At 54.4% G+C, this 24,398-nt stretch carries 19 protein-coding genes, 1 tRNA gene and 1 pseudogene; 7 read left to right on the top strand and 14 right to left on the bottom strand.

Features of this window, described 5'->3' with window-relative positions; genetic code table 11:
* Window positions 1–692: 692 nt before the first annotated feature.
* Both ACOOFE_RS25165 and ACOOFE_RS25160 read right to left on the bottom strand, forming a co-directional pair.
* Window positions 693–769 (bottom strand) — tRNA-Arg (locus tag ACOOFE_RS25165).
* 788 nt (window positions 770–1,557) lie between these two features.
* A complete protein-coding gene (locus ACOOFE_RS25160; protein WP_420412562.1) occupies window positions 1,558–1,974 on the bottom strand; it encodes a septal ring lytic transglycosylase RlpA family protein in 417 nt (138 codons plus the stop codon).
* Window positions 1,975–2,279: 305 nt separating this feature from the next.
* On the opposite strand from ACOOFE_RS25160, the gene ACOOFE_RS25155 reads away from it, so the two are divergent.
* A complete protein-coding gene (locus ACOOFE_RS25155) occupies window positions 2,280–4,373 on the top strand; it encodes an EAL domain-containing protein (protein WP_420412561.1) in 2,094 nt (697 codons plus the stop codon).
* A gap of 72 nt (window positions 4,374–4,445) precedes the next feature.
* On the opposite strand, the gene gyrB is transcribed toward ACOOFE_RS25155, so the two are convergent.
* The 8 genes from gyrB to mutM form a co-directional block, all read right to left on the bottom strand.
* Window positions 4,446–6,899 (bottom strand): DNA topoisomerase (ATP-hydrolyzing) subunit B, encoded by a 2,454-nt coding sequence (gene gyrB / locus ACOOFE_RS25150; protein ID WP_420412560.1) that lies wholly within the window; start codon window positions 6,897–6,899, stop codon window positions 4,446–4,448.
* Window positions 6,900–7,043: 144 nt separating this feature from the next.
* Window positions 7,044–8,180, bottom strand: a complete 1,137-nt coding sequence (recF, locus tag ACOOFE_RS25145) for a DNA replication/repair protein RecF (RefSeq protein WP_420412559.1) — start codon at window positions 8,178–8,180, stop codon at window positions 7,044–7,046.
* 31 nt (window positions 8,181–8,211) lie between these two features.
* On the bottom strand, window positions 8,212–9,330 hold the full coding sequence (gene dnaN / locus ACOOFE_RS25140; RefSeq protein WP_420412558.1) for a DNA polymerase III subunit beta: 1,119 nt from the start codon (window positions 9,328–9,330) through the stop codon (window positions 8,212–8,214).
* Between the two features lie 170 nt (window positions 9,331–9,500).
* Window positions 9,501–10,979 carry a chromosomal replication initiator protein DnaA gene (gene dnaA / locus ACOOFE_RS25135; RefSeq protein ID WP_420412557.1) on the bottom strand — a complete coding sequence of 493 codons (1,479 nt, stop codon included), beginning with the start codon at window positions 10,977–10,979 and terminating at the stop codon, window positions 9,501–9,503.
* A gap of 157 nt (window positions 10,980–11,136) precedes the next feature.
* A complete protein-coding gene (locus ACOOFE_RS25130; protein WP_420412556.1) occupies window positions 11,137–11,577 on the bottom strand; it encodes a rhodanese-like domain-containing protein in 441 nt (146 codons plus the stop codon).
* Between the two features lie 647 nt (window positions 11,578–12,224).
* Window positions 12,225–12,491 carry a 30S ribosomal protein S20 gene (gene rpsT, locus ACOOFE_RS25125; protein ID WP_141183934.1) on the bottom strand — a complete coding sequence of 89 codons (267 nt, stop codon included), beginning with the start codon at window positions 12,489–12,491 and terminating at the stop codon, window positions 12,225–12,227.
* Window positions 12,492–12,667: 176 nt separating this feature from the next.
* Window positions 12,668–13,441, bottom strand: coding sequence for an enoyl-CoA hydratase (locus ACOOFE_RS25120; RefSeq protein ID WP_141183933.1), 774 nt, complete (start codon window positions 13,439–13,441; stop codon window positions 12,668–12,670).
* A 99-nt stretch (window positions 13,442–13,540) separates the two neighbouring features.
* Window positions 13,541–14,434 carry a bifunctional DNA-formamidopyrimidine glycosylase/DNA-(apurinic or apyrimidinic site) lyase gene (gene mutM, locus ACOOFE_RS25115; protein WP_420412555.1) on the bottom strand — a complete coding sequence of 298 codons (894 nt, stop codon included), beginning with the start codon at window positions 14,432–14,434 and terminating at the stop codon, window positions 13,541–13,543.
* A gap of 154 nt (window positions 14,435–14,588) precedes the next feature.
* Here mutM and ubiE point away from each other — a divergent pair, with 154 nt between their 5' ends.
* The 3 genes from ubiE (at window position 14,589) to ACOOFE_RS25100 (ending at window position 18,155) form a co-directional block, all read left to right on the top strand.
* Complete coding sequence (ubiE, locus tag ACOOFE_RS25110) at window positions 14,589–15,380, top strand: bifunctional demethylmenaquinone methyltransferase/2-methoxy-6-polyprenyl-1,4-benzoquinol methylase UbiE (protein ID WP_420412554.1); 792 nt, start codon at window positions 14,589–14,591, stop codon at window positions 15,378–15,380.
* A gap of 3 nt (window positions 15,381–15,383) precedes the next feature.
* Window positions 15,384–16,967: a 2-polyprenylphenol 6-hydroxylase gene (gene ubiB, locus ACOOFE_RS25105; protein WP_420412553.1), complete on the top strand. Its 1,584-nt coding sequence runs from the start codon at window positions 15,384–15,386 to the stop codon at window positions 16,965–16,967.
* A gap of 108 nt (window positions 16,968–17,075) precedes the next feature.
* Entirely contained in the window at window positions 17,076–18,155 is a 1,080-nt protein-coding gene (locus tag ACOOFE_RS25100) for an alcohol dehydrogenase family protein (protein ID WP_420412552.1), read from the top strand.
* Between the two features lie 23 nt (window positions 18,156–18,178).
* Here the strand turns inward: ACOOFE_RS25100 and ACOOFE_RS25095 are convergent, their stop codons facing one another.
* Window positions 18,179–18,811 carry a GntR family transcriptional regulator gene (locus ACOOFE_RS25095; RefSeq protein WP_420412551.1) on the bottom strand — a complete coding sequence of 211 codons (633 nt, stop codon included), beginning with the start codon at window positions 18,809–18,811 and terminating at the stop codon, window positions 18,179–18,181.
* Window positions 18,812–18,912: 101 nt separating this feature from the next.
* Between ACOOFE_RS25095 and ACOOFE_RS25090 the strand changes: the two genes are divergently transcribed.
* Window positions 18,913–19,383 (top strand): OsmC family protein, encoded by a 471-nt coding sequence (locus ACOOFE_RS25090; RefSeq protein ID WP_420412550.1) that lies wholly within the window; start codon window positions 18,913–18,915, stop codon window positions 19,381–19,383.
* A gap of 28 nt (window positions 19,384–19,411) precedes the next feature.
* Here the strand turns inward: ACOOFE_RS25090 and ACOOFE_RS25085 are convergent, their stop codons facing one another.
* The 3 genes from ACOOFE_RS25085 to ACOOFE_RS25075 all read right to left on the bottom strand — a co-directional run bounded on the left by ACOOFE_RS25085 (window position 19,412) and on the right by ACOOFE_RS25075 (window position 21,921).
* Window positions 19,412–20,719, bottom strand: coding sequence for an SDR family oxidoreductase (locus ACOOFE_RS25085; RefSeq protein WP_420412549.1), 1,308 nt, complete (start codon window positions 20,717–20,719; stop codon window positions 19,412–19,414).
* Between the two features lie 5 nt (window positions 20,720–20,724).
* Entirely contained in the window at window positions 20,725–21,195 is a 471-nt protein-coding gene (locus tag ACOOFE_RS25080) for a DUF2269 family protein (RefSeq protein ID WP_420412548.1), read from the bottom strand.
* 87 nt (window positions 21,196–21,282) lie between these two features.
* Window positions 21,283–21,921 (bottom strand): alpha-ketoglutarate-dependent dioxygenase AlkB family protein, encoded by a 639-nt coding sequence (locus tag ACOOFE_RS25075; protein ID WP_420412547.1) that lies wholly within the window; start codon window positions 21,919–21,921, stop codon window positions 21,283–21,285.
* Between the two features lie 366 nt (window positions 21,922–22,287).
* On the opposite strand from ACOOFE_RS25075, the pseudogene ACOOFE_RS25070 reads away from it, so the two are divergent.
* Window positions 22,288–22,470, top strand: a pseudogene (locus ACOOFE_RS25070) (tetratricopeptide repeat protein); the annotation flags it as partial.
* A 90-nt stretch (window positions 22,471–22,560) separates the two neighbouring features.
* Window positions 22,561–24,141, top strand: a complete 1,581-nt coding sequence (locus tag ACOOFE_RS25065; RefSeq protein ID WP_420415636.1) for a tetratricopeptide repeat protein — start codon at window positions 22,561–22,563, stop codon at window positions 24,139–24,141.
* The last annotated feature ends 257 nt before the right edge of the window (window positions 24,142–24,398 follow it).

Raw genomic sequence — 24,398 nt, 5'->3', positions numbered from 1 at the left:
CTAAAAAAATTGCTATCCACATACCTAGTCACTTTCACGCAGCGAAGGTAAACAATAGGTTAATAAGCTATTTCAGTTTGTTTGCATGGTCAAAGCCAAATTACTTCATCACGGTGGTTATTGCGCAGTTGAATAATTGGCGTCTTTCGCCTGGCCGATCAGGTTTCAAATTGTTCGCGGTATGCCAGGCCCTTTATGAAGCCTTTCCGTTTCACTGCCTATCAGATCTGAAATTTTATCCGATTTCGTATGGTGCAGGGTAGAACATAGCCTCTGTTGACTGTGACTTAGCCTCGATTGTTCAACGAGTTGACGTGCTTCATTGAGTGTTGAGGGTAGGCGCTTATTCACGTCTTGATCTGGTATTGTTCAGCAACTGCTTCAGTGTGATCTCCTTTGAGTCACGTGTCAGCAAGACTGACAACTACGCTGATTGCCAAAAGCTTGGAGCAATTGCGAAGTATTCTCGTTCAAGAACGACTTTTGACGGTCAGGCCAATACCCGGCATCGGCCCTTTAGATGAACGTCTTAACAATGGATGGGGCCCCTGACGGCGGATCTGCGCTTGCCCGTTTTATCCGCGCTTGCGAATGGACACCACAAAAGTCGCTTGTACTGTGACAGGTTGATCTCTGAGGAAAATGAGAACTTGGCGTCTTTTTCCAAATCTATGACAATTCTTGGAAAGTTATGGCGCACCCGAGAGGATTCGAACCTCTGGCCTCTGCCTTCGGAGGGCAGCGCTCTATCCAGCTGAGCTACGGGTGCTGGCGCAACGCATGAAAATCAACGCGTCGGATAGAGGGCTCTGATACTAGAGACTGCCGCGTGAGGCAACGGCTTTTTCAAAAAAGCAACAGCTTCCCGCAAAACCCTACTTTCGCCGGTATTAAAAAGCGAGGTGCGTGGAAGCCGATTTTCGAATGACAGTCCGTCTTTCGACACAGGTCGGCGACTATTCCCATCTGCTATCGGCCCGACAAGGTGATCTCTGATGAACAGCCCGAGCTTCTTAGTTAGAGGTGTCCGTTTCTGTCTGGATACGCGTATCATTTGCGCAATTTCCGCAAAACCTCCGCGTCAAATATGAGCCGCGGGTAGGTCTGTGTGTCCTATTCTGCTTTGAAAAAGCGCCAAAGATAGTGGCCGGATAGCGGGCCTTATATCCCGGGATTCTGCGAGCAAGCGGATCAAGAATTGGCAGAAATTACAAGGTTAAAACACTGTAAATGCAATCGATGACGCAGCGGTATCTGTGCGTTTCGGTGACCGGGATAAAAAAAACGCGCAGCCATTAAAGACTGCGCGAAACAAGTTACTGTGCACGTGGCCCCATCGACCACGGCCGCAACTCTAGCTGCATATAATGAGAATGTCATTACCGTAAAATATTTTATTTTTTGATTTACCGAGATGCGACTGATCGTTATTCATTCTTGATTGTGATGGATGAAAAAATAGAAAGGAAAATAATAATGTATTTCAAACACTTAAATTGATTAAAGAATGTGAACCAATTGTCATTAATTTTTTGGCTTTCGCCAAAAACGGGCGATTTATTGGCAATTCTGCTGAGATGTTTCGCTACTATTGAGGGTGTCAACGACAACTCTCACGCGGGCAATTCCTTGTTGAACAAACCCGAGTTCCACGGCGGCAGCCTGAGTAACATCAATTATCCGGCCTTTTGTGAAGGGGCCTCTGTCATTAATACGGACCGTGACAGACCGGCCATTCGCCAAATTTGTCACTGTTGCCATGGTTCCGAAAGGCAGTTTTCGGTGGGCAGCGGTTAGCCCCTTGGGATCAGCGGTCTCACCGCTGGCTGTTTTGCCACGTAATTTATACCAAGAGGCTTTGCCGCATTGGATAAATTCACTGGCAGATAGTTCTTGGGCGGATAACAAGACAGCGCATACCACGGCTGCACCAATGGCCCATTTTTGGAGCAAAGTCCTAGATATTTGGTTCATGGTAGTAGTCTCCAGAACGCGGTGAAGAGCCGGTACAAGCACCACAGCTCGATGTCTGTCTTAATCGTTGGCCGTGATAAAACTGTGGCAAATTATGGATCGACGTCTATTTGAATAAAATTTTAGTAAAATATTAGAACGGTATAGTAAAAACTGATTAACTATATTAATGCGAACATCTGTGGGTAGTTATTCGAACGCAAAAATCTGCACCATATTATGTTAGAGATGCTGCAACAAAGATGACGCGTAGGTGTTTTAGTTTCAGCGTCTTTTAAAGCAGCCTTTTGAAGAGGAATGTTCTGGTGCAGATCAGACATGGATTGGTGCGGGTCCCGCAATCGCGGTCCAATTCCCCAGATGATTTTGAAGCAGCGAAATTTTACGCGGACCTTCTGGAAGTTCTGCCGGCGCCGGCTGCCTACATTCGCCTGGATGGCCGGATACTGTTGCACAACACCAAATTTGCGGAAATCTGCAAATCATCCGGTTTTGAAGATGCGTCGCAAAATTTACGGGACATGCTTTCGGAGGCTGGCTGGAGCCATTGCCAGGCCGCCCTAACCATGTCGTTGAATGGTCTGCCGGCTTTGTCGAGCGGTACAATTGAATTCAACTGTGGCGCTGTCCTCTGCAATCATTTGGTCTGTACGTCCTTTGTATCCTTGGCGAAAGACCAGCCTGCGGTTCTGGTGCAATTCGAACAAAGAACAATTGGACAGACCAATACCGCAGCGGCCAGGCAGCGGACAAGTTCGCCTTTGTCGGGGATGGGCGGCAACAGCCTGGATGACGAAGGCGCTTTGTTGAAACATTTTCCAGATGACGTTCTGGTCTTTGATCCAGCAGCTTCTTCAAAGGAAAAGGCTGGACGGATCCTTCAGGCCATCGACAGCGCCTATGATGCTGCCGATTTGGCAACGCAATTGGGTGAGCATCCAGTCGGGGTGACGCAGACGCTTTACATTCCCGAAACAGGCTTGCTGCAAGGGACCGAAACCGACCGGCGGATGTGCGAGATCCGTCTTGTACCTCTTCCGGGCACCGGGGAGGAAATCGAATCTGGCACAATGGCGATTATCCGCAGGAATGTCGATTGTCCGCATGAGGTTGCCGAAAACCGGCGCCTTGCTTATCAGGATCCCTTGACGAGCCTTGCCAACCGCCGCGCCTTTACCAAATCGTTGGATACGGAATTGCTGCGTCTTGCCAAAGACGAGACCAGCGGGCTGGCGGTATTTTACATCGATCTGGATGAATTCAAGAAGGTCAATGATCTGGGCGGGCATGATGCTGGGGACAGTATGCTTCAGCGGGTGGCGTCCAGCTTAGCCTTGACGCTAGGCGAATTTGGCACTGCTGCCCGGATCGGTGGTGATGAATTTGCCGGTATGCTTCCGGCGGTTAATCAAGAAGCTGCAATGGCGGTGGCTGAGAACATTCTTGAAGCCTTTGCGCGAATCCGGCTGGAAGTGGCTGATAGGGTGTTCACCATTGGCGGATCCATCGGCGTTGCCTATGCAGCCGACTGGGCCTCGGCTGAAAACTGCGACGGGGCAGGGTTGTTGGCTTTGGCAGACAGAGCCTGTCTGCGCGGAAAACGGTTCGGCGGGCAATCCGTTCAGGTTCATTCGGTCCAGGCGCGGGATTGCCCATCTATTGGCGGCTGTGTCGGGACCTTGCCGGAGTTCGGAAACTTTCAAGCGAATGAATTGACGCTCTATTCCATGCCGATTGTTTGCTTGAAGAAACAAAAAAACTGCGGCGCAGAAATTTTATTGCGCCTTCAAGGCGACTTGTCACAGGGGCTCTCGTCGAAGGCGTGGATTTCTGCGGCAGAACGGTCTGGCTTTATCGCGCAGGTCGACTCCTGGACCCTCGACAAGGTGTTGGACGCCGCCGAACGGTCTCCAACACGCACCACACTGACAATGAATGTGTCTGCGGAATCGGCCAGAGATTCGAACTTCCGGGACAGTCTTTATCAGCGCTTATCGATCAATCCCCTGCTGGCGTCTCGTCTGTGTTTGGAGATTTCGGAAAAGGATTTTCTGCGGGAGCCAGCCGACATCAGTTATTTTATCAAGTTTGTTTCGGACCTGGGGTGTCAAACTGCGATCGATGATTTTGCTGGACACTGGCCGGTTCTGTCCCGGCTAACCGGCCTGCGGGTTGATTGGCTGAAGTTGGCTGCCGGTGTCCCGCAAGAGGCCATGAACGATCCGGCCAAGGCAAGCCTGCTCAAGGCGCTCGTTTCGGCAGCGCGGGAGCTTGGCCTGAAAACCATCGCCAAACATGTCGAGGCCAGAGACGAGGCTGAATTCCTAAGTTCTCTCGATATCGAAGCCGCGCAAGGGTTTTATTTCGGCCGCCCAGAACCTTGGCCGGAAGCCAGCTAACTGGAAGCCAATCAACTTCAACGAAAAAAAGCGGCCATGAGGCCGCTTTTTCTTTGTGCACGGTGGAGCTGATCAGATGTCCAGGTTGGCCACGGCGAGCGCGTTGTCCTGGATGAACTCGCGGCGCGGGTCGACTTCATCGCCCATCAGCTTGGTGAATATGTCATCGGCATCATCCGCCTCGCGCACTTTCACCTGAAGGAGCGAGCGCACGTTCGGATCGAGCGTCGTTTCCCAAAGCTGGTCCGGATTCATTTCGCCAAGACCCTTATAGCGCTGCAAGGAAATGCCTTTTTGGCCGTAGGAGAAGATGTGCTGCAGGAGGGCGCGCGGTCCACGGATTTCCGTCGGAATGTCCTTACGCTGTAGGACGGCGGCCTTGCCATAGACATCGTGCAGATGTTCGGCATGGGCGGCCAAGCGGCGGGCGTCGGCGGAGCCAAGCAGGGCAGCGTCAATGGTGGCAACTTCCTGAACACCGCGCACGGTGCGTTTGAACACCAGGCTGCCATCGTCTTGCGCTTCGCCTGTCCAGCCGCGCTCAAATTCGTCGGCCAGGATGTCCATCCGGCGGGCGATATAGGCGGCCGCTTCTTCGGCTTTGCCCTGATCTTCCAGGATCTCAGTGTTGAGTGCGCCAGCAATGGCAGCTTGTTCGACCACATCGCGGTTGTAGCGGGAATGCAGACCATCGAAAATGTCTGCGATAACGCGGGCGGTTTCCACCACCTGGCGCAGATCCTGGCCGGTGCGCACTTCGCCACTGGCAAGATTCAAGGACGTATCGTCAGACCCTTGTGCGATGAGGTAGTTTTCTAGCGCGTCCTGGTCTTTCAGGTATTGTTCGGATTGGCCGCGCTTGACCTTATAGAGTGGTGGCTGTGCGATGTAGACGTAGCCATTCTCAATCAACTCCGGCATCTGCCGGAAGAAGAAGGTCAAAAGCAGTGTCCGGATGTGAGCGCCATCGACGTCAGCATCGGTCATGATGATGATCTTGTGATAGCGCAGCTTCTCGATGTTGAATTCTTCCTTGCCGATCCCCGTGCCGAGCGCAGTGATCAAGGTGCCGATTTCGTTCGACGACAACATCTTGTCGAAGCGGGCCCGTTCCACATTGAGGATCTTACCGCGCAGCGGCAAAACAGCCTGATTTTCCCGGTGCCGGCCCTGTTTGGCCGAGCCGCCCGCGGAATCACCCTCCACCAGGAAGAGTTCGGCCTTGGAGGCATCGCGTTCCTGACAATCCGCCAGTTTGCCGGGCAGGGAGGCCACATCCAATGCGCCTTTGCGCCGGGTGAGTTCACGCGCCTTGCGGGCTGCTTCACGGGCAGAGGCTGCTTCAACCACCTTGGAAACGATTGTCTTGGCCGGTGCCGGATTTTCTTCCAGCCATTCGCCCAGGGTCTGGGAAATGAGGTTCTCCACCACTGGCCGGACTTCTGACGAGACGAGCTTGTCTTTGGTTTGGGACGAGAACTTTGGATCGGGCACCTTGACTGACAAGACGCAGGTCAGGCCCTCGCGGCAGTCATCCCCTGACAGGGAGACCTTTTCTTTTTTCATCAAGCCGGTCGCTTCGGCGTAGCCGGTGACCTGGCGGGTGAGCGCGCCACGGAAACCGGCCAAATGGGTGCCGCCATCGCGCTGCGGAATGTTGTTGGTGAAGCACAGCACCTGCTCGTGATAACTGTCGTTCCACCACATCGCGGCTTCCACCGTGATGCCGTCTTTTTCCGCGCGAACGGAGATTGGTGTTTCGATCAGTGGGTGCTTGGCTCGGTCCAGATATTGAACGAAGGCTTCAAGTCCCCCCTCATAGAAGAGTTCCTCGACTACATCTTCGACACCACGTTTGTCGGTCAGAATGATGCGGACGCCGGAATTCAGGAACGCCAGCTCGCGTAGGCGGTGTTCTAGCGTGCCGAAATCAAATTCGGTTTTGGTGAAGGTTTCCGGAGACGGCAAAAAGGTTACTTCCGTCCCCTTTTGGCCATTTGCCTGGCCAACCACTTCCAAAGGACCTTGGGCTTCGCCATGAGCAAAGACCATGAAGTGTTCTTGGTCATTCCGCCAGATGCGCAGTTCCAGTTTTGTGGAAAGCGCATTCACCACAGAAACACCAACGCCGTGAAGACCACCGGAGACTTTATAGGAATTCTGGTCGAATTTCCCGCCTGCGTGCAGCTGGGTCATGATGACTTCGGCTGCCGAAACACCTTCCTCCGGGTGCAGATCCGTCGGAATGCCGCGACCGTTGTCAGACACCGTCACTGAACCGTCAGGGTTCAAGGTTACGGTCACATGGTCCGCATGACCAGCCAGTGCCTCATCGATGGCGTTGTCGACAACCTCATAGACCATGTGGTGCAGGCCGGAACCATCATCGGTGTCGCCGATATACATGCCGGGGCGTTTGCGAACGGCATCCAGGCCTTTCAGGACCTTGATGGAGTCGGCGCCATATTCGGCTCCGTTTTCAGCTTCGGGAGTGGCGCCAGGCTCGGGCGTTGACATATCGCTCATGCGAATCATTCACCAATCGGTTTTTGTTTCTCGCCCACGTTATACGGTGTTCCAACGGGCGTTCAAACCACCCACGGGCTGCAAGCAGTTCCACAGTGGGAATATAGTGGAAAACCATATGATTCAGGCGGATTTATGGGGCTGTCACACGCCGCTCAGGTGCGCCTTGTCATTGCCAACTTCAAAGACCTCAGACTGAGCGGGAAGTGCATCGAACAAAGCTCTGTCTGTCCCGGTCATAAAGACCTGGCCTCCAAGCGACTCTAGCTTTGCAAAAAGGGCCGCGCGCCGGGCCGGATCGAGATGTGCCGCGACCTCGTCGAGCAACAGCACCGGGGTCAATCCAGAGACCTTTGCTGTGAGTTCGGCATGCGCCAAAACAAGGCCGATCAGAAGTGCCTTTTGTTCTCCGGTGGAGGATTGTGCGGCAGGCATGTCCTTGGCGGCGTGGCGGACTTTCAGGTCGCTTAAATGGGGGCCAGAGAGAGTGCGTCCAGCGGCCCTGTCGCGGGGCCGGCCCTGCTCCAAAAGGCGGCAGTAGTGGTCCTCTTGGTCCGACGCGCTCATTTCGAGCATTTCCGCTTCAAAGGCACCTTCTAGCGAGAGGCTGGCTTGTGGAAACGTTGAGCCTTCCAACGGCTGGTCAGAAATCATTTGCCGCAACAAGCCAACGGTTTCCTGGCGCGCGAGGGAAACGGCCGTTCCCAAACTTGCGACTTGTAATTCCAGTGCACTCAAATAAGCGTCCGAGCCGCCTTGATCCAAAAGCTTGTTTCTTTGCCGGAGCGCGCTTTCAAAATCACTGACCCGCCGTCCGTGCGCTGGGTCGATAGCAAGTGTCAGGCGGTCAAGAAAACGGCGGCGGTCGGAGCCTGGGCCGGTGAACAGGCCGTCCATTGCCGGAACCAGCCACAAAACCCGCATGTAATCCAAAAGACCTTCGGATGAACGCATATCCTCGCCGTCAATCCGAACTTTTCGGCCAGGTACACCCGTGGTGGCGCCGGTGCCGAGACTGGTTTCAATGTCATCAAGCAGGATTTTGGCTGCAACGCTCCAGCTGCCGTTGCCGCCTTTACGGGCTATGTCTGCGAGCGCCGCCCGCCGTAATCCGCGGCCGGCGGTCAAAAACGAAATAGCTTCGAGAATATTTGTTTTGCCCGCACCATTCGCGCCGACAAAGGCCGCCATCTTTGCCGACAGATCGATCGACAGGGCGGCATAGTTGCGGAAGCCGGTCAATGTCAGGCGGGTCAGGCGTGCCGACCGGTACTCAGTCATATCCAGCTTCCGTTGATGTTAACGCCGCAGCTTAAACCCGCATCGGCATCAGAACGAACAGGCAGTCGTCAACCGTGTTGTCCTGAATGAGGGTTGGGGAGCCGGAATCGGCCAGCCGGAACAGGGCGGTGTCGCTGCTGAGCTGGTTGGCGATATCGAGCAGATAGCGGGAGTTGAAGCCAATCTCGAGCGGGTCAGAATCGTATTCAACCGCCAGCTCTTCGGTCGCGCTGCCGGAATCAGGATTGTTGACAGTCAGCACCATACGGCCATCGCCGAGTGAAATTTTGACGGCGCGGCCGCGTTCAGAAGAGATTGTTGAGACACGGTCGACGGCTTCTTTGAACTCGTCCCGGTCAACGCGCATTTCCTTGTCGTTGCCTTGCGGGATCACACGGCCATAGTCCGGGAAAGTGCCATCGATCAGTTTGGATGTCAGAACAATGGTGTCGGTGGTAATCCGGATCTTGGTATCAGACAGCTCGACTTGAACATCGGCTTCCGGATCTTCCAGAAGTTTCTGGATTTCGCCAACCGTTTTACGCGGTACAATGATACCTGGCATGCCGGATGAACCGGATGGCGCAGTAACTTCGGCCTGGGCGAGCCGGTGACCGTCAGTCGCGACTGCCCGGAATTGCTGACCATTGGTCGCGTCGACCGTGTGCAGGTAAATACCATTCAGGTAATAACGGGTTTCTTCGGTCGAGATCGCAAACTGGGTCGTATCGATCAGCTTGCGAATGTCGGCAGCACTCAAGGTAAAGCCGTGGCTGAACTCGCCCGCAGTCAGGTCGGGGAAGTCCGTTTCCGGCAACATCTGAAGCGTGAACTTTGAGCGCCCAGCACGGATTTCCAAAGTGGTGTCGTCGCCGGTGGTTTCCAGAACAACCTGTGAGCCTTCCGGCAGTTTGCGCACGATGTCATAAAACATGTGGGCTGGAACGGTGGTGGCACCCGGCATTTCGATCATGGCCGGAACGGTTTCAACGATCTCTAGATCCAGATCGGTTGCTTTTAGGTTCAAGGCGCCGCCATCTGCGCGCAGCAACACGTTGGAGAGGATCGGAATTGTATTCCGGCGCTCGACCACCCGGTGAACATGGGTCAAGGACTTGAGGAGGTCGGTCCGCTCGAGGGTCGCTTTCATACGTTACATCCGTACTCGTGAAACGCCGGATAGAACACCCGGCAAACAAGGATTTTCTCAGGCTCCGGCAAGGGAGCGGGGGAAAGACACTGCCCTCAACGGGCTGTAAAAGCAAGGGGGCGTCCGCTTGGAACGCCCCCAATTTTTGCTGAAAAGGCAGTCTATTTGTCTTAGGCGTCCAGCATGCGCTTCAGAAGCTCGATTTCTTGCGCCAGCGCGTAGTCTGCACGGGCCATTTCTTCGATTTTGCGAACCGCATGCAACACTGTTGTGTGGTCACGGTTCCCAAAGCGGCGGCCGATTTCCGGCAGCGACCGCGGTGTCATAACCTTTGCCAAATACATTGCGATCTGCCGTGGGCGGACGATCGTGCGCGTACGGCGGGCGGACAGAAGATCTGCCTTGGTCACATTATAGTGCTTGGAGACAACCCGTTGGATGTCTTCGATTTTCACCCGGCGCGGTTCGCTGGAGCGGACCAGATCGCGCAGTGTCATTTCCGCCATTTCCTGCGTAATCGGCTGATTGGTCAGCTGATTGTGCGCAATCAGGCGGTTCAGCGCACCTTCCAGATCACGGCCAGAAGACGCGACGTGGCGGGCGATGTAATCCAGAACGGAATCTGGAACATCGAAGGCAGGGTAGGACTTGTGCGCGGCTTCAACCCGGGAGACCAGGATATTCCGGCGCAAGACGAAATCCGGTTCCTGGATGCCGACGACAAGACCGCCAGACAATCGCGAACGAACGCGGTCATCTAGGGTGTCGAGATCAGACGGTGCGCGGTCAGCTGCAACAATCACCTGGCGTGCGCCATCAATCAGGGCGTTCAGGGTGTGGCAGAATTCCTGCTGAACCTGCTTGCCATGAAGGAACTGCATGTCATCGATCAGGAGGAGGTCGATGGTGCGCAGGTTATCCTTAAACGCTAGGGCGGATTGAGATTTTAATGCGGCAACGAACTTGTACATAAAATGTTCAGCCGTCAGATAGAGAACCTTACGGCCGCTGTTGCGTACTTTTGCTGCAACGGCTTGCATCAGATGGGTTTTACCGAGGCCCACAGATGCATGCAGATAAAGCGGGTTAAACGTTACCGCGCCGCCTGCGGCCACCTGCCGGGCAGCAGCAAGGGCGAGATTGTTGGAGTCGCCCTCAACAAATGTCTCAAATGTGTATTTCGGATCGAGCGCCGCGCCCTGCAAAACATCGCGGGCGTTGTCCGGCACGGTGTCGCCGCGGCCGACAGCTGCTGTTGCAGCCTGGGCACGGGTGACCAAAGATGCATCCCCAAGTCCCTCAGAACGGGTTTCAATCGAAGCCGGTTGAGCGCTTGCCGGTCCGGCAGGAAGGCTCGGTTGAACCGCTGTGACCTGGCGCGGACGAATGGCGCCGCGAACTGTCAGTTCGATGCGGTGGACGTTGTCGCATTCGCGCTGCCAAAGCCCCATCAGCCGGTCATTGTAGTTATTCTGGATCCATTGTTTCAAAAAACGGGTCGGAACGGACAGACGGACTGTGCCGTCCTGATGTTCCTCAAGATCCACCCGCGCGAACCAGCTGGTGAACACGTCGTCCCCCAGTTCAGCGCGGAGCTGTTTCTTGACCCGCGACCAATGTTCGGAGCCGCCTGCCTCCTGAACCTGCATGTTATCTGCCTCCTGTATATGAAGAACAGTCCGCCACAGCCGTTCCTCGTTCATTTAACGCCTTGCCGCTTTTGCAGCTTATTGTCCCGGTTTTGGGACGGTTATATTAGTGATCGGGCAAAGCCCTTTCATGTGCCCCTGTTTCCAGGGGTATTTCTCAACTTTGTACCCAGGGCAGTCCGGCGGCCTTCCATCCAGACTGGGTCCCGCGATGGCCCTCGGGGTTGAGAGCGCCTTCGAAACCATCAGATATGTTGAAGCATTTCGTGTAGCCGGCCTGCGTCATCGCCTGAGCGGCTGATTGACTGCGCGCGCCGGAGCGGCACAGAAAATAGATCGGCGTGTCTGGGTCAAGTTCTTTTTTTGCCAAGAGGTCAGAAACCTCCTGAACAAATCCGGAATTCGGCCCACTGGGGGGGAAGCTCTGCCATTCGGCAAAAAGCGTTTCTTTGCTGAGTGGGCGCAAATCTGGCACCCCGACAAAGGTCCACTCTGCGTGTGTCCGCACGTCGATAAGCACCGCACCCGGCACTTCCGAAAGCGCCTGAAACGCGGCTTGTGCATCTACATCGCCAGCATACCCTAAGTCACTAAACACAACGCCCCCTTTCAACAGCTTTTGGGCTGTTGATCTAAAGTCTTTTTATGGAATGTTAAATGGAATTTTGTCTGGATAGTCCCTAAGAGTGAGGTATATTGAATACAATAATGTATTCACCCGCAGCTCTACTGGGTGAGTGCTCAGATATGTTAGGTTTTAACTTATTCATTTTTGGATCCAAGCACTGATTTTCGTTTTTCGCCGGTCTTTTGTCTGCCAGCAATGAGACAATATACAGACAGGGCTTCTGGTTCAACAGGCGCTTTCGCCGATTATCGATTCTGACGCCAAATGCGCCCAAAATGACACATCTGTGGCTCACTGTGGGTGATGCAGCAAACGCTTTTCCCAGCAATAACTTTTTGCCATTTCAGGGTGCGCAGTAGGGGTGTTTCGACTTTTTTTAAAAAAAATTTCGGATCAGATACCTTGACTCGTATCGAATCCGGTTTGATCGGGTTTCTGAGAGCCTACATGTATGTAAGATATTGAAAAAATTAAAAAACTTATGATATTGGCGTACCTGTAAAAATTTACAATCTTTCCGCGTGCGGGGGAGTTTGAAAGCAATCCACAAAATTACGCGGCTAAAAAAACCCGGCACAAAGGCCGGGTTCTTTCAGTTGGTCCATTTAAGGACTAAATTAAGCGCCGAGTGCCTTGATCCGGGCATTAAGGCGGGAAACTTTCCGCGATGCCGTGTTGGCATGCATGACGCCCTTGGTGGCAGCGCGCATGATTTCCGGCTGTGCCACTTTAAAGGCGTCGTTTGCAGCAGCCTGATCTCCAGAAGCGATGGCTTCTTCAACCTGGCGCAAGTATGTGCGTACGCGGCTCCGGCGAGCTTTGTTCGTGGCCGTCCGGCGGGCAATCTTGCGGGCCGCCTTCTTGGCCGATGGTGTGTTGGCCATGGGCTCAATCCTGATCGGTATAATGGGACTTGTGTCCGGTGGCGATCGGGGCTTGGGCGCCGTGGCGGTGAGACCCGATCAAAAAACAACGGCGGCAGAAAACCGCCACCGATTGGGCGCTGCTTATAATCGCGCGAAAGCCTTGCGTCAACGGCTTTGTCGCTGACACCTCAAGTTTATTTGTTATTAAACTGGGGCGACCGCTTCTCAGAAAAGGCCGACATACCTTCTTTTTGGTCTTCAAGAGCAAACATTGCATGGAAAACACGGCGTTCGAAACGCACACCTTCCGACAATGTCGTCTCGTAAGACCGGTCGACGCTCTCCTTGGCCATCATGACAACAGGAAGGGAGAAGTCCGCGATTTTCTCGGCAGCTTTCAGGGCTTCTTCCAGAAGATCATCCGCTGGAACCACACGGCTGACAAGCCCGCTGCGTTCTGCCTCTTCGGCATCCATCATCCGGCCGGTGAGAACCATGTCCATGGCTTTCGACTTGCCGACAAAGCGGGTCAGGCGCTGGGTGCCGCCGGCGCCCGGGATCACCCCAAGCGTGATTTCTGGCTGTCCAAACTTGGCTGTGTCGGCCGCAATGATGAAATCGCAGAGCATAGCGAGTTCGCAGCCGCCGCCGAGCGCATAACCGGCAACCGCTGCGATGATCGGTTTGCGGTTTTGTGACACCCGGTCAAACGGTGTGATCAGATCGGTTTGGTAGGCAGAGGAAAAGGTATGCGGCTGCATTTCCTTAATGTCAGCACCAGCGGCAAAGGCTTTCTCAGAGCCGGTGATTACCACACAGCCGATTTTTTCGTCTGCATCATATGCGTCCAGGGCCGCGCCAAGCTCACCAACCAGGGCTGAATTCAAAGCATTGAGCGCCTTGGGGCGGTCCAAGGTGATCAGCCCGACCTTGCCGCGTTTCTCAACCCGGATGTTCTCGTATCCCATCGTGTCTGCTCCCCATAGCAGGATATCTATAAAGTCTGGGCCATGGGTACCCGAGGGGGCAGGGTCTGGCAAGCGTCGCAGTAGTCCTTACGCCAGGTTCTACCCTTGGCAAAGAGGACAATAAAAGGTCGATCTGTTGGATTGGACTATCCGGGCAATGGTCCCCTTGCACGTTGGTGTGCGGCAGGATTCGCCCTCCCGGTCGTAGACCGCGAAAGAGTGCTGAAAATACCCGAGGGAGCCATCTGCCTGGGTGTGGTCTTTCAGAGATGAACCTCCCACCTTGATGGCATCTTCCAGGGTTTGGCGGATGTTTTCTGCAAGCAAATTGGCTTTTGCGGTGGGCCGGCCGGATTTTGTGACGAGCGTACCTGCAAGCCGTTTGGGACTCAGGCCGGATCGCCAGAGCGCCTCACACACATATATGTTGCCGAGGCCTGCTATCAGTTTTTGATTGAGTAGGGCGGCTTTTAAGGGAGATTTCCGGCCGGCAAACAGGCCCGCCAGCACGTCTCCGTTCAAAGCGTTGCCAAGGGGCTCAAGCCCGAGGTCCTTAAAATATGGATGGGCTTCTAATTCCGGCCTTGCAACGAGATCCATAAAACCAAACCGACGCGGGTCATTATAGATGACCCGGGCGGCGGCGCCGTCCTTCGATTTCAGATGAAATACCACGTGATCGTGTTTCGGATCCTTGCTGCGTTCGAGAGCAAAGCTGCCGGGCGTTGTGTTGTCTGCATCGTTTTCGATCCGGAACGATCCGGACATGCCCAGATGCATTATCAAAACATCACCGCAATCAATGTCGGCCAGAAGATATTTTGACCGCCGGGATAGGGATGTCACAACACGCCCAGTCAGCCGGTCAACAAAATCACTGGGGAATGGAAAGCGCAGGTCCGGGCGATTTTGGTCTACACGGATAAGCTGGCCACCCTCAAACGTTGGTGCCAATCCACGTTTCACCGTTTCCACTTCTGGCAATTCAGGCATTTATTCTCTGGTCTCCATTCGTCCGGCGCGATATAGGCCTGCGGCATATGGTGTTTCCGTGACCGGCAACGATAGCGCTCGGCAGAGGCTTGTACTATGGTCCGGCGCACTTTTTACAAAAGAATGACGCTTCGACCCGCCAGGAGCCGCGCAGATGACGCAACAGGCACAGAACCAGAACCGCACGCCAGAAGATATGCCGACCAGCTTCGGCTTCACAAAGGTTGGCGAAGGGCAGAAGCAAGCCCTCGTGGATGATGTCTTTCATAAGGTTGCTGACCGCTATGACCTGATGAATGACCTGATGTCTGGCGGCCTGCACCGGGTTTGGAAGGATGCGATGGTGTCCTATCTGGCACCGCCCAAATCACCTGCTTCCAATTGGCGGCTTTTAGACGTTGCTGGCGGGACTGGCGATATTTCCACCCGGGTGGTTGAGCGGTCCAATAGGAGCGCAAAAGCGGTTGTCTGCGACATTAACAATTCCATGCTGAACGTCGGGCGCGACCGGGCGGAGAAGGCAGGCCTGTCGGACCTCATCACTTTTTCGCAAGGAAATGCTGAAGACTTGCCGTTTCCAGATAAGAGTTTCGACGCTTATACGATCGCCTTCGGTATCCGTAATGTGCCCGATATTCCCAAGGCTCTCAGGGAAGCGCGCCGGGTTTTGAAGCGCGGTGGCCGGTTCATGTGCCTGGAGTTTTCCGAAGTGGATGTTCCTGGTCTCGACAAAGTGTACGACATGCTGTCGTTCAACGTGATCCCGCCACTTGGCAAATGGGTGACAGGTGACGCTGATCCGTATCAGTATCTGGTGGAATCAATCCGCAAATTCCCGAGTCAGGAGCGCTTCGCCGAGATGATCCGAGACGCTGGCTTTGAAAAGGTTAGCTATCGCAATTATTCCGGCGGGATCGCCGCGCTGCACTCTGGGTGGAAACTCTGATCCATGGCCTTTGCTGTGATGCCTTTTTTCCGTCTGGTGCGGGCTGGTTTTGTGATGGCCCGCGAGGGCGTGTTCGGCTTGGCGCATCTTCCGGACCTGCCGGCCGGTCCGCGCGTCGCAATTGCCGTTGCGCGCCTTATCGAACGCCGGTCAGTCAAAAGCAAAAGTGCGGAGCTTCGCCTGTCTGATGCGCTCAACAGGCTCGGACCATCTTACGTGAAGCTCGGTCAGTTTTTGGCAACTCGCGAGGATGTGGTTGGCAAGGAAGCTGCACGGGATCTGTCCGCGCTTCAGGATCAGTTGGCTCCCTTTGATCATGACGAAGCCCGCAAGGTGATTTCCGAGCAACTTGGTCAGCCGATTGAGGACCTGTTTGTGGATTTTGGCGAGGCAGTCGCTGCCGCGTCGATCGCACAGGTGCATCCTGCCACCGTTCGCGACAAGGGCGGCACTGAACGCAAGGTTGCCGTGAAAGTCTTGCGCCCGGGTGTCAGGCGGCGCTTCAAGCGCGATCTTGAGAGCTATTATTTGGTGGCGCGATTGGCGGAACGGTTTCATGAACCGTCGCGCCGGCTGCGGCCGGTCGCTGTCGTCGATACACTGGCTCAATCTGTCGCTATGGAGATGGACTTCCGCCTTGAGGCTGCCGGCCTGTCGGAAATGGCGGAAAACACGGCTGATGATCCGGGCTTCCGGGTGCCGGAAGTCGATTGGGTGCGCACATCTAAGAGCGTCCTCACCATGGAATGGATCGACGGCCGAAAAATGTCGGATGTCGAGGGATTGGCTGAAGATGGTCAGGATTTGGTGGCGCTGGGCGATGCCGTCATCCAAAGCTTCCTACGTCATACACTGCGCGATGGATTCTTTCATGCCGACATGCACCAGGGCAATTTGTTCGTGGAAGCTGATGGCACCTTGGTTGCGGTCGATTTTGGCATTGTCGGCCGGCTGAACAAACGTGAGCGCCGGTTCCTGGCAGAGATTTTGTTCGGCTTCATTACCCGCAACTACAAACGTGTTGCGGAAGTGCATTTTGAAGCGGGTTACGTTCCTGCCAACCAAGATGTTGATATGTTCGCGCAGGCCATCCGTGCGATCGGCGAACCGATCCATGGCCATGATGCCAGTGAAATCTCCATGGCGCGGCTGCTCACGCAGCTGTTCGAGGTCACCGAGCTCTTTGAGATGCGTACTCAGACTCAATTGATCATGCTGCAAAAGACCATGGTCGTGGTCGAAGGGGTTGCCCGCTCCCTCAATCCGCGCCTGGATATGTGGAAGACAGCCGAGCCTGTCGTCGGCAGTTGGATCGCCGAACATCTGGGGCCGGTTGGCAAAATGCGGGATGTCGGAGATGTCATCTCATCTCTGGCGCGGATTGCCAATGACATGCCGCTCTTTGCCGACCGCATTGGCCGTATGTCTGAAGAGATCGAAAAAATGACCACGCAAGGCCTGCGCTTCAGCGATGAGACCGCCGAGGCAATTGGCAAGGCCGAAGCCCGCCACACCCGCTCTGGCCGTGCGGCGCTTTGGGTGATTGCGGCGGCACTCAGCGCGATGGCGGTGAATTTCTGGATCTAAGGGAATGTTGCCGGGCCATTCAGCCCGGGTCGGGATTATTGCGATGTTGACCAGGTAAAAAGATCATTCTACCTGTGTGGGTGAGATGAATTTTGGCTGGAGAACTCGATGCCACATATTCCCGACCAAATGAGCGGTATGGTTCTAACCGGCCATGGCGGACTTGATTGCCTGGAATGGCGCGAAGATTTACCCGTGCCGCTGCCGGAACCGGGCCAAGTGTTGATTAAGGTCGGCGCAGCAGCCATCAACAACACAGACATCAACACACGGACTGGCTGGTATTCCAAAAGCGTGCGCGGTGATACCGCCGCTGCAGCGTCAGAGGGCTACGGCGGGCAGACGGATTCTGATGGTGCCTGGTCCGGAGCGCTGCAGTTTCCACGCATTCAGGGTGCGGATTGTTGCGGTGTGATCGTTGCTGTCGGCGGCGGCGTAGCGGATACGCGGATAGGTGAACGGGTGCTCGTCAGGCCGATGCAGGTGCCAAAGAGCGCGCATGCTGGTTTGCCGCTTGTCACATTCGGTTCTGAATATGACGGTGGATTTGCCGAGTATGCTGTCACGTATTCAGAAGACGCTCTCGCAGTCTCTTCGCGTATGAGCGATGTTGAGCTGGCGTCGTTTCCCTGCGCTTATTCGACCGCTGAAGGCATGATCCAACGATGTTCCCTAAAGGCCGAGCGGGTGCTGATTACTGGTGCTTCCGGCGGGGTTGGGTCTGCCGCGATCCAGCTGGCAAAGCGCTGGGGCGCTCATGTCACAGCAATTACGTCACCGGAAAAGGCCGAGGAACTCAAAGGTATCGGCGCCGATGAAACATTGGGCCGGAATGATGCGCTGCCGGAGCAGTCTTTTGATGTGGTCCTGGATCTTGTGGGCGGGCCAAAGTTTCCGCAGCTGATTGATGCGCTGAAGGGCGGCGGCCGCTACGCAGTGGCCGGAGCCATTGCTGGCCCAATTGTCGAACTGGACCTGAGAACCCTCTACCTCAAAGATTTGTCGTTCTTCGGCTGCACCAAGCAAGACCCGAAGGTGTTTGAGGATCTGGTGGGTTACATTGAACGGGGCGAAATCTCGCCAGTGGTGGCCAAAACGTATGCTTTGAGGGACATGCGGCAGGCGCAAGAGGCCTTTTTGTCAAAGCGGTATGCCGGAAAAATAGGTCTTGTGGTGGAAGAGGCATAGGTCCGCACGATCCACTGGCAGTGTCAGGGAAGGATACCATCGGACAGGGCGCCGGTAAGTGTCTGGCCGGCTGCTTCTATGTGGTGTTTCAGGATCGTAACCGCCTTTTCTGAAGCCCGGTTCGCACAGGCGTCGACCAAGTCTGCGTGATCTTGGAGCCAGTCGGATGTCCTGTCCGGCAAGAGGCCGTATCCGGCGATGTGAATCCGGCAAGTGCGCCGCAGGTCTTCGATCATCCTGAGTTGCCGCGGCTTTTTGGCGGGCCGGTAAAGGGTTTTGTGGAACTCCCAATCGCCGTCTGCCCAACGGGCCGTTTTGGCATCGATTGAGGAGTGTTCTAGGGCGGTGGATACAGTATTCAAATCGTCCTGATCCATCATAGCGATAGCTTGCTGGAGACAGTCGCACTCCAGCAAGATCCGCAAGTCGTAAATCTCGCAAATTTCGTCGACCGATAAAGAGATAACGCGGGCACGCCGGTTGGGAACAAGGTCGATCAAACCCCGGGCGGCAAGCAGCTGTAAGGCATCGCGAACCGGGATACGGCTGACATCAAACCGCTCCGCGATCTCGCCCTGTTTCAGCTCGGTACCAGGACGGTAGCTCCCCGCAACGATGTCAGCCTGAAGTCGATCGGCAATGCGCTCTGCGGACATTCTTCCTCCCTGGCTTCTGATGGCTTTTTTAAACCTTGGATAAGGCACTTGACAGTGGCACACAATATGAAATGTATAAATGTATACATTTGGAGTATTGAATGACCAAGAAACACGAATATCAGTCCAAAATAATTTGGACTGGCAACCGCGGCGAGGGGACACGGACCTACAAAGGCTACGACCGGACGTGGGAAATCCGGACGCCCGGCAAACCGCCAGTGCCTTGCTCAAATGACCCATTGCTGGGCGGTGATCCGGCCTTGCACAATCCGGAAGACCTGTTGGTGTCAGCATTGTCTAGCTGCCACATGCTCTGGTACCTGCATCTCGCCAACAACGCGGGCATTGCTGTCAGCGGTTACGAAGATGTGCCAGTTGCCGTTGGTGAAACGGAAGCAAGCGGTGCCGGCCGGTTTTTAAGTGCAACCCTCCGGCCCAAAATCACCGTGCCGTCCGGAACCGATCTTGGTGCGGCCGATGCCATTCATCATGAGATCCACAAGGTTTGTTACATCGCCCGGTCTGTAAACTTTCCAGTGAATTTCGAAGCCACATATGTAGAAGTGTGACGCAGCTTAAACCGGCCAATCCCTTTGATCAGCGGTCATCCAAAATCGCCAGGCCAACCAACATGAGGACTATCGCCGGTCCGGTCTTTACCAAAGCTCCGAGCGGTTCAATCCACATATCCGGTGTCAAAATGGCGGCGCCAATCATGTAAAAGATTGAAACGCCAATACCTGCCAACAAACCAATTGCGCAGGTTCTGCGCCAAACAATTGCCAGGCCAACAAGGATATCGATCAAGCTGCTAACAACGGTTATCGCATAGGCGGCCCAAAGCGGGAAGCCGTGGGATGTGAGAATGTTAGATGCAGCATCAAAGGCCACGGTCAGGGCGATCAATCCTGACAAAGTCCAAAAGACAAACAGCGTCGGAAGGATGAGGGCCTTGAGAAGATACAGGCGGGAAAACCAACGCTCTTGAATGGTTGCAGGCCTTATTTGAAGGGCATCGAGTAGGTGTGTCGGTTTTAAGCCAGTTGCCTCCAGCCATCGACTGGGATCGCCTTCGACACCACGTTCGAGCTCTTTAATAGCTGTGGTACGGAGCGGCGGACGCCACCCGAGTTTAGCTGCAAAATCTCCAGTTTTTGCAAGAGGTGCAATCAGCCACTTTGGAGACGACACCCGGAAGCCGGGCCCACCTAACCAGCGGCGCAGCGCATCCACCGTCGTTCCGACCGTCTGAGGTTCAGGGGACATAACGTCCCAGATTTCGCGATAGCTCTTCTTCTCGGATTTGCGGGCTTCGATGACAGTCAAAACTGTATCTGCGATATCCTGGACGGCCGTAAAACGAAACGGTTTTGCGCGGTATTCATCAGGCAGATCGATCGGCAGCGCAGCAACCGACCGAAGGAGCGCACTCCCGCCGAAAGCCCCGGGAGCATAAACAAATCCAGGCCTTAAAATTATATGGTCCAGGGAACTGGACGAGATAACGCCTTCAGCCTCCCGCTTGGTCGTCGCGAAGGGCGTTGTATCGTTTTCCTTTTGTCCGGGGATGGAGAGATGGATCAGTAAACGTTGCTTTTCATCCTGCGTCATTGCCGAAACAAGTCTGCTCACGAAGCCAGTGTGAACATCCTTTGTGTTGCCGGAGGGCGTGTCCTGGAGAATGCCGACGCAATTGATGATGACATCGAAGCTATCGATCAAGGTAAAAAGGTCGCTGTCATCCAATGATGTGAAATCAGTTTCGACGGCTGTCTCTAAAGAAAGGGTCTGACCGGTCGTAAATCGCCGGGCAATCGGTGTGACATCATGTCCCTGGATCCGAAGTGCATGCGTGATGGCTTCACCAATAAGGCCGGAGGCACCTAAAACGGCTATTTTCTGCATAATCCCTACCATAAATCGGGTTTGGCAATCATCAGCCAAAAAATGGCCATGACAGATCCGAAACCTGGAAAGCCAAACGCGAACCACCAGCGGAAGAATTTGTAATAGGCGACAGGCAAGGGGGTATCGTTCGCAGCAGCTTCTTTAGCCAAATCCCGCATCCTGATTTGGAACCAAACTACGGGGAGCCAGAATGCACCGGCGACCCCATAAAGCGCCAACGATGCAAGGATCCAACTGCTCGACATCGGATACCCAACTTCGCGGATCAGGAGATATCCACTGATCGGTTGGGCAATCACGGCTGTAGCGGTGAACAATGTGTCTGCGGAGACCACAACTGCTGATGTCTTGGCAATGAAAGCGGGATCTCTGCTCCTGTGCGCCATGAACATGAAAAACGCGATGCCGGTTCCAGTGCCCAGAAGAATGACCGCACCGATCACGTGAACATATTTCAAGAAAAAATAGGCCATCGGCTGCCGATGAAAGAATTGAATTTGGCGTCACTCTTACATGAGGTATGTGGCCGGTAAAGTCTTGAATTTCAGAAACAAAGAGCGTTAGGGCATAGGAGACACCCGCCGGAGAGTCAGATTGATCCGGCCGCCATTTTTCAAAAGAGTTGAGGTGCCTTTTAAGATCCGGTCAATGCCGTGAAAAGCGAGCCGGGCCTCACCGCCAAGCACCACGACATCACCTGAGTTTAGACGGAACGACCTGGTTGGGTCTTTGCGGCTGATGCCACCGACGCGGAAGGTGGCGGTATCGCCGAGGGAGACAGAGACGACGGGCGCGTCAAAAGTTTGTTCATCCCGATCCTGATGCAGCCCCATGCGCGCACCGGTTTCATAATAATTGATTAAACAAGCTTCTGGCTCTGGCGCAGCCGGAGCGACTTCTTTCCAAAGACCCAAAAGCGTTGCTGGAATTTCTGGCCAGGGTTCGTCGGTGATCGGGTGCTTCGGTTGATAGCGGTAGCCATTGATATCAGACACCCAGCCAAGCGGCCCGCAATTGCTCATCTTGACCGAAAACGGTTTGCCCGTTTTGGGCATGACCGGTTGAAACAGTGGTGCCGCCTCCACGATCTTGCGGATCTCGGCAAGGAGGTTCTCCTGCGCGGTGCGGTCAAAGTGATCCGGCGCATATTTGAGGCCTTTGAGGCCATGAATATCGACATCTTGCATGCAAAAAGACATACCCGAAATCATTAATCGCCGCAGCCACTGCATCCGGAGCTGCCGCCGTCGCCGCCTCCGCTATCGGCGCTGCAGCCACTGGTGCCGCAGCCAGAACCTTTTGTGGACTTTTGCAGAAGGGCGGCAAGGAGTAAATCCTCTCCGAAGACCGGGGCGTGAGATGGCCAAAATCATAAGGTTCGCGACTGAACAATTCGCGAAGGCCTGAAGAAAACTCAATGTGTCGCCATTCGCGTGGCGGCTGGACAAGATGCAACAGGTCCGCACAAGTTTTGCAATCTACCCTCATAGCTGAGCTCACAGCAGTTATTTGAGGTGGTTTTGTTGGTCCAGTGCCCAGGAACACCTCGTTCTCAGGGACCTAAGATGGTTGGGAATTCACAGCAACTAACCCAGCAGACGTTGCAGAAGGCTGTCGTTCTGCATCGGTCGGGCGACATCGCCAGCGCCCAAAAATTATACAAATCGATCTTAAAAACCGCACCAAAAGACGCAAATGCGCTCCATCTTCTTGGGATGACTTACAATCAAATTGGGAAGTCTCAAAAGGCCGTTGACTACTTAAAAAAGGCCGTAAAAATCGCGCCCAAAACGGCACAAATCCGGGCTAATCTTTCGCATTACATGCTGGACGCAGGCATGCCATTGGCATCCGTCATCAGTTCAGCTGACAAAGCCCTTCAATTGGAACCCGGAAATCCGGCCGCACGGAGCGTGAAAAGCCTCGCGCTGATTAGGGCCGGGCGCTACTCAGAAGCTGAAGAAATCCTTGTGCGGCTGGTGAAAGAGGTGCCTGAAGAGGTCAATTTTTTGCGAAATCTTGGCGCAGCAGTGTTTTTCCAGCGCCGTTATCCGGACGCGTTACAGTTTCTTGAAAAAGCAGTTCACCTGGATCCGGAAAATCTCGACAACGCTATTCGGTATGCTCAATGCCGTGTGCTGAATGATGAAACCGAGCACGCCGAAGACTTTTTTCGTCCAATTATGCAAAAACATCCAGAAAATGGGGACGTTCTTCATGAATACGCGCGGATCCTACTGCATTTGTCGCGGTACAAGGATGCGCTTCCCTATGCTGAAGTTGCGTTATCTGACAAGCCGTCGGATGTGACCCGCCAGCTCACAATATCCAGCGTGCTCTTAAAGCTTGGGCGTGTCACGGAGGCCCATGACATTCTTGTGCGGCTGGACCGTCAATGCCGGGGCCAGTCTGCAAGTGTGCAGTTAAATCTTGCGACAGCGAAGTTTGCACTCGGAGATCTGGAAAACGCTTGGAGCTGTTACAAGGCGCGGTTTGACGCAGAAGGCAGTTTGGTCGAACGTCGTATTTATAATGCTCCTGAATGGGATGGATCCGCTGTCGACCGGTTGCTGGTGTGGGCCGATCAAGGGCTGGGTGATATTTTGCAATGTGCTGCGATCCTGCCGGAATTATCCGATTGCGTTGGGCGGATCATTCTTGAAGTTGAAGAGCGGTTCGTTCCTTATTTTCAAGCCGCACTGCCGGATATTCACTGCCGGCCGTACAGTGTAAAGGCCGGAGACAAGCCGAAAACCACAAGCAATACGGACTATGATTGCGTCTATTGCCTGTCGGATATACCAGGATTGTTGCGCCCAAATATCGGAAGCTTTTCAACAGAGCGTCGCAGGGTCTATCAGATTGATCGTGAGCTTGTCCGTTCGTATCGCTCCCGGATCCCAGAAGCAGATCGAAAATCCGTGGTAGGATTAAGTTGGCGCTCCCGTCTTTTGGGAGCCCGCCGCGCGCGTTTCTATCTCACGGCCGAGCAGGTATTGCCCGTGTTGGAAACGAAAGAAGTGGTGTTTGTTAATCTCCAATATGGGGCGACGCAATCGGAACTAGACCTGCTAGGTGAAGCGGCACCAAACCGATTTCACTTCCTGAAGGACTTAGATCTTTTCAATGACATCTCAGGCGCTGCTGCGTTGACCGCGGCTTGCGACATTGTCGTTTCGCCAAATTCAAGCGTTGCAGACATGGCTGGTGTGTTGGGAGTCCCAACGCTGCGATTTGGTGGTCCCACACCCAAGCTTCAACTGGGCCAAAAGCGGCCGCCTTGGTTTCCCCATGTCAATTTTTTGCAGATGGATGCTGCCAATCCGGCTGCGGATATTGTGCCTCGAATAAAGACAGCTCTTGAAGAGGAGCTTAAACACACTTCCGCTGACCGGTACCTGGAACGGTTGCACGCGTAGCCGATGGTTTGCCTCCTATCGTTTGCGGTCTCGCTGGTAACCTTATGGGAAGTTTTTTGGCCGACATATCCAGAAGTCAGCAAAAGCCTGTGAAAAGGTCTCTTGCAGGCAAAGTTTCATCCACCTATATAGCGGTCAAGCGTCGCGCACCGAATTGTATATGACTTCGGGGGCGGCATCCGGACAGGTGTCCGGGACTTAAATTGAGAGGAGCCGGTACGACGCCTTTAAGGGTCCAGCCGGTTTGCTAGAAAGAG

The organism is Roseibium sp. (genome assembly GCF_965216085.1).
In the GTDB taxonomy this organism is placed as follows: Bacteria; Pseudomonadota; Alphaproteobacteria; order Rhizobiales; family Stappiaceae; genus Roseibium.
The sequence above is the reverse complement of the archived record's forward strand: the minus strand, read 5'-3'. Positions and strand labels throughout refer to the sequence as shown.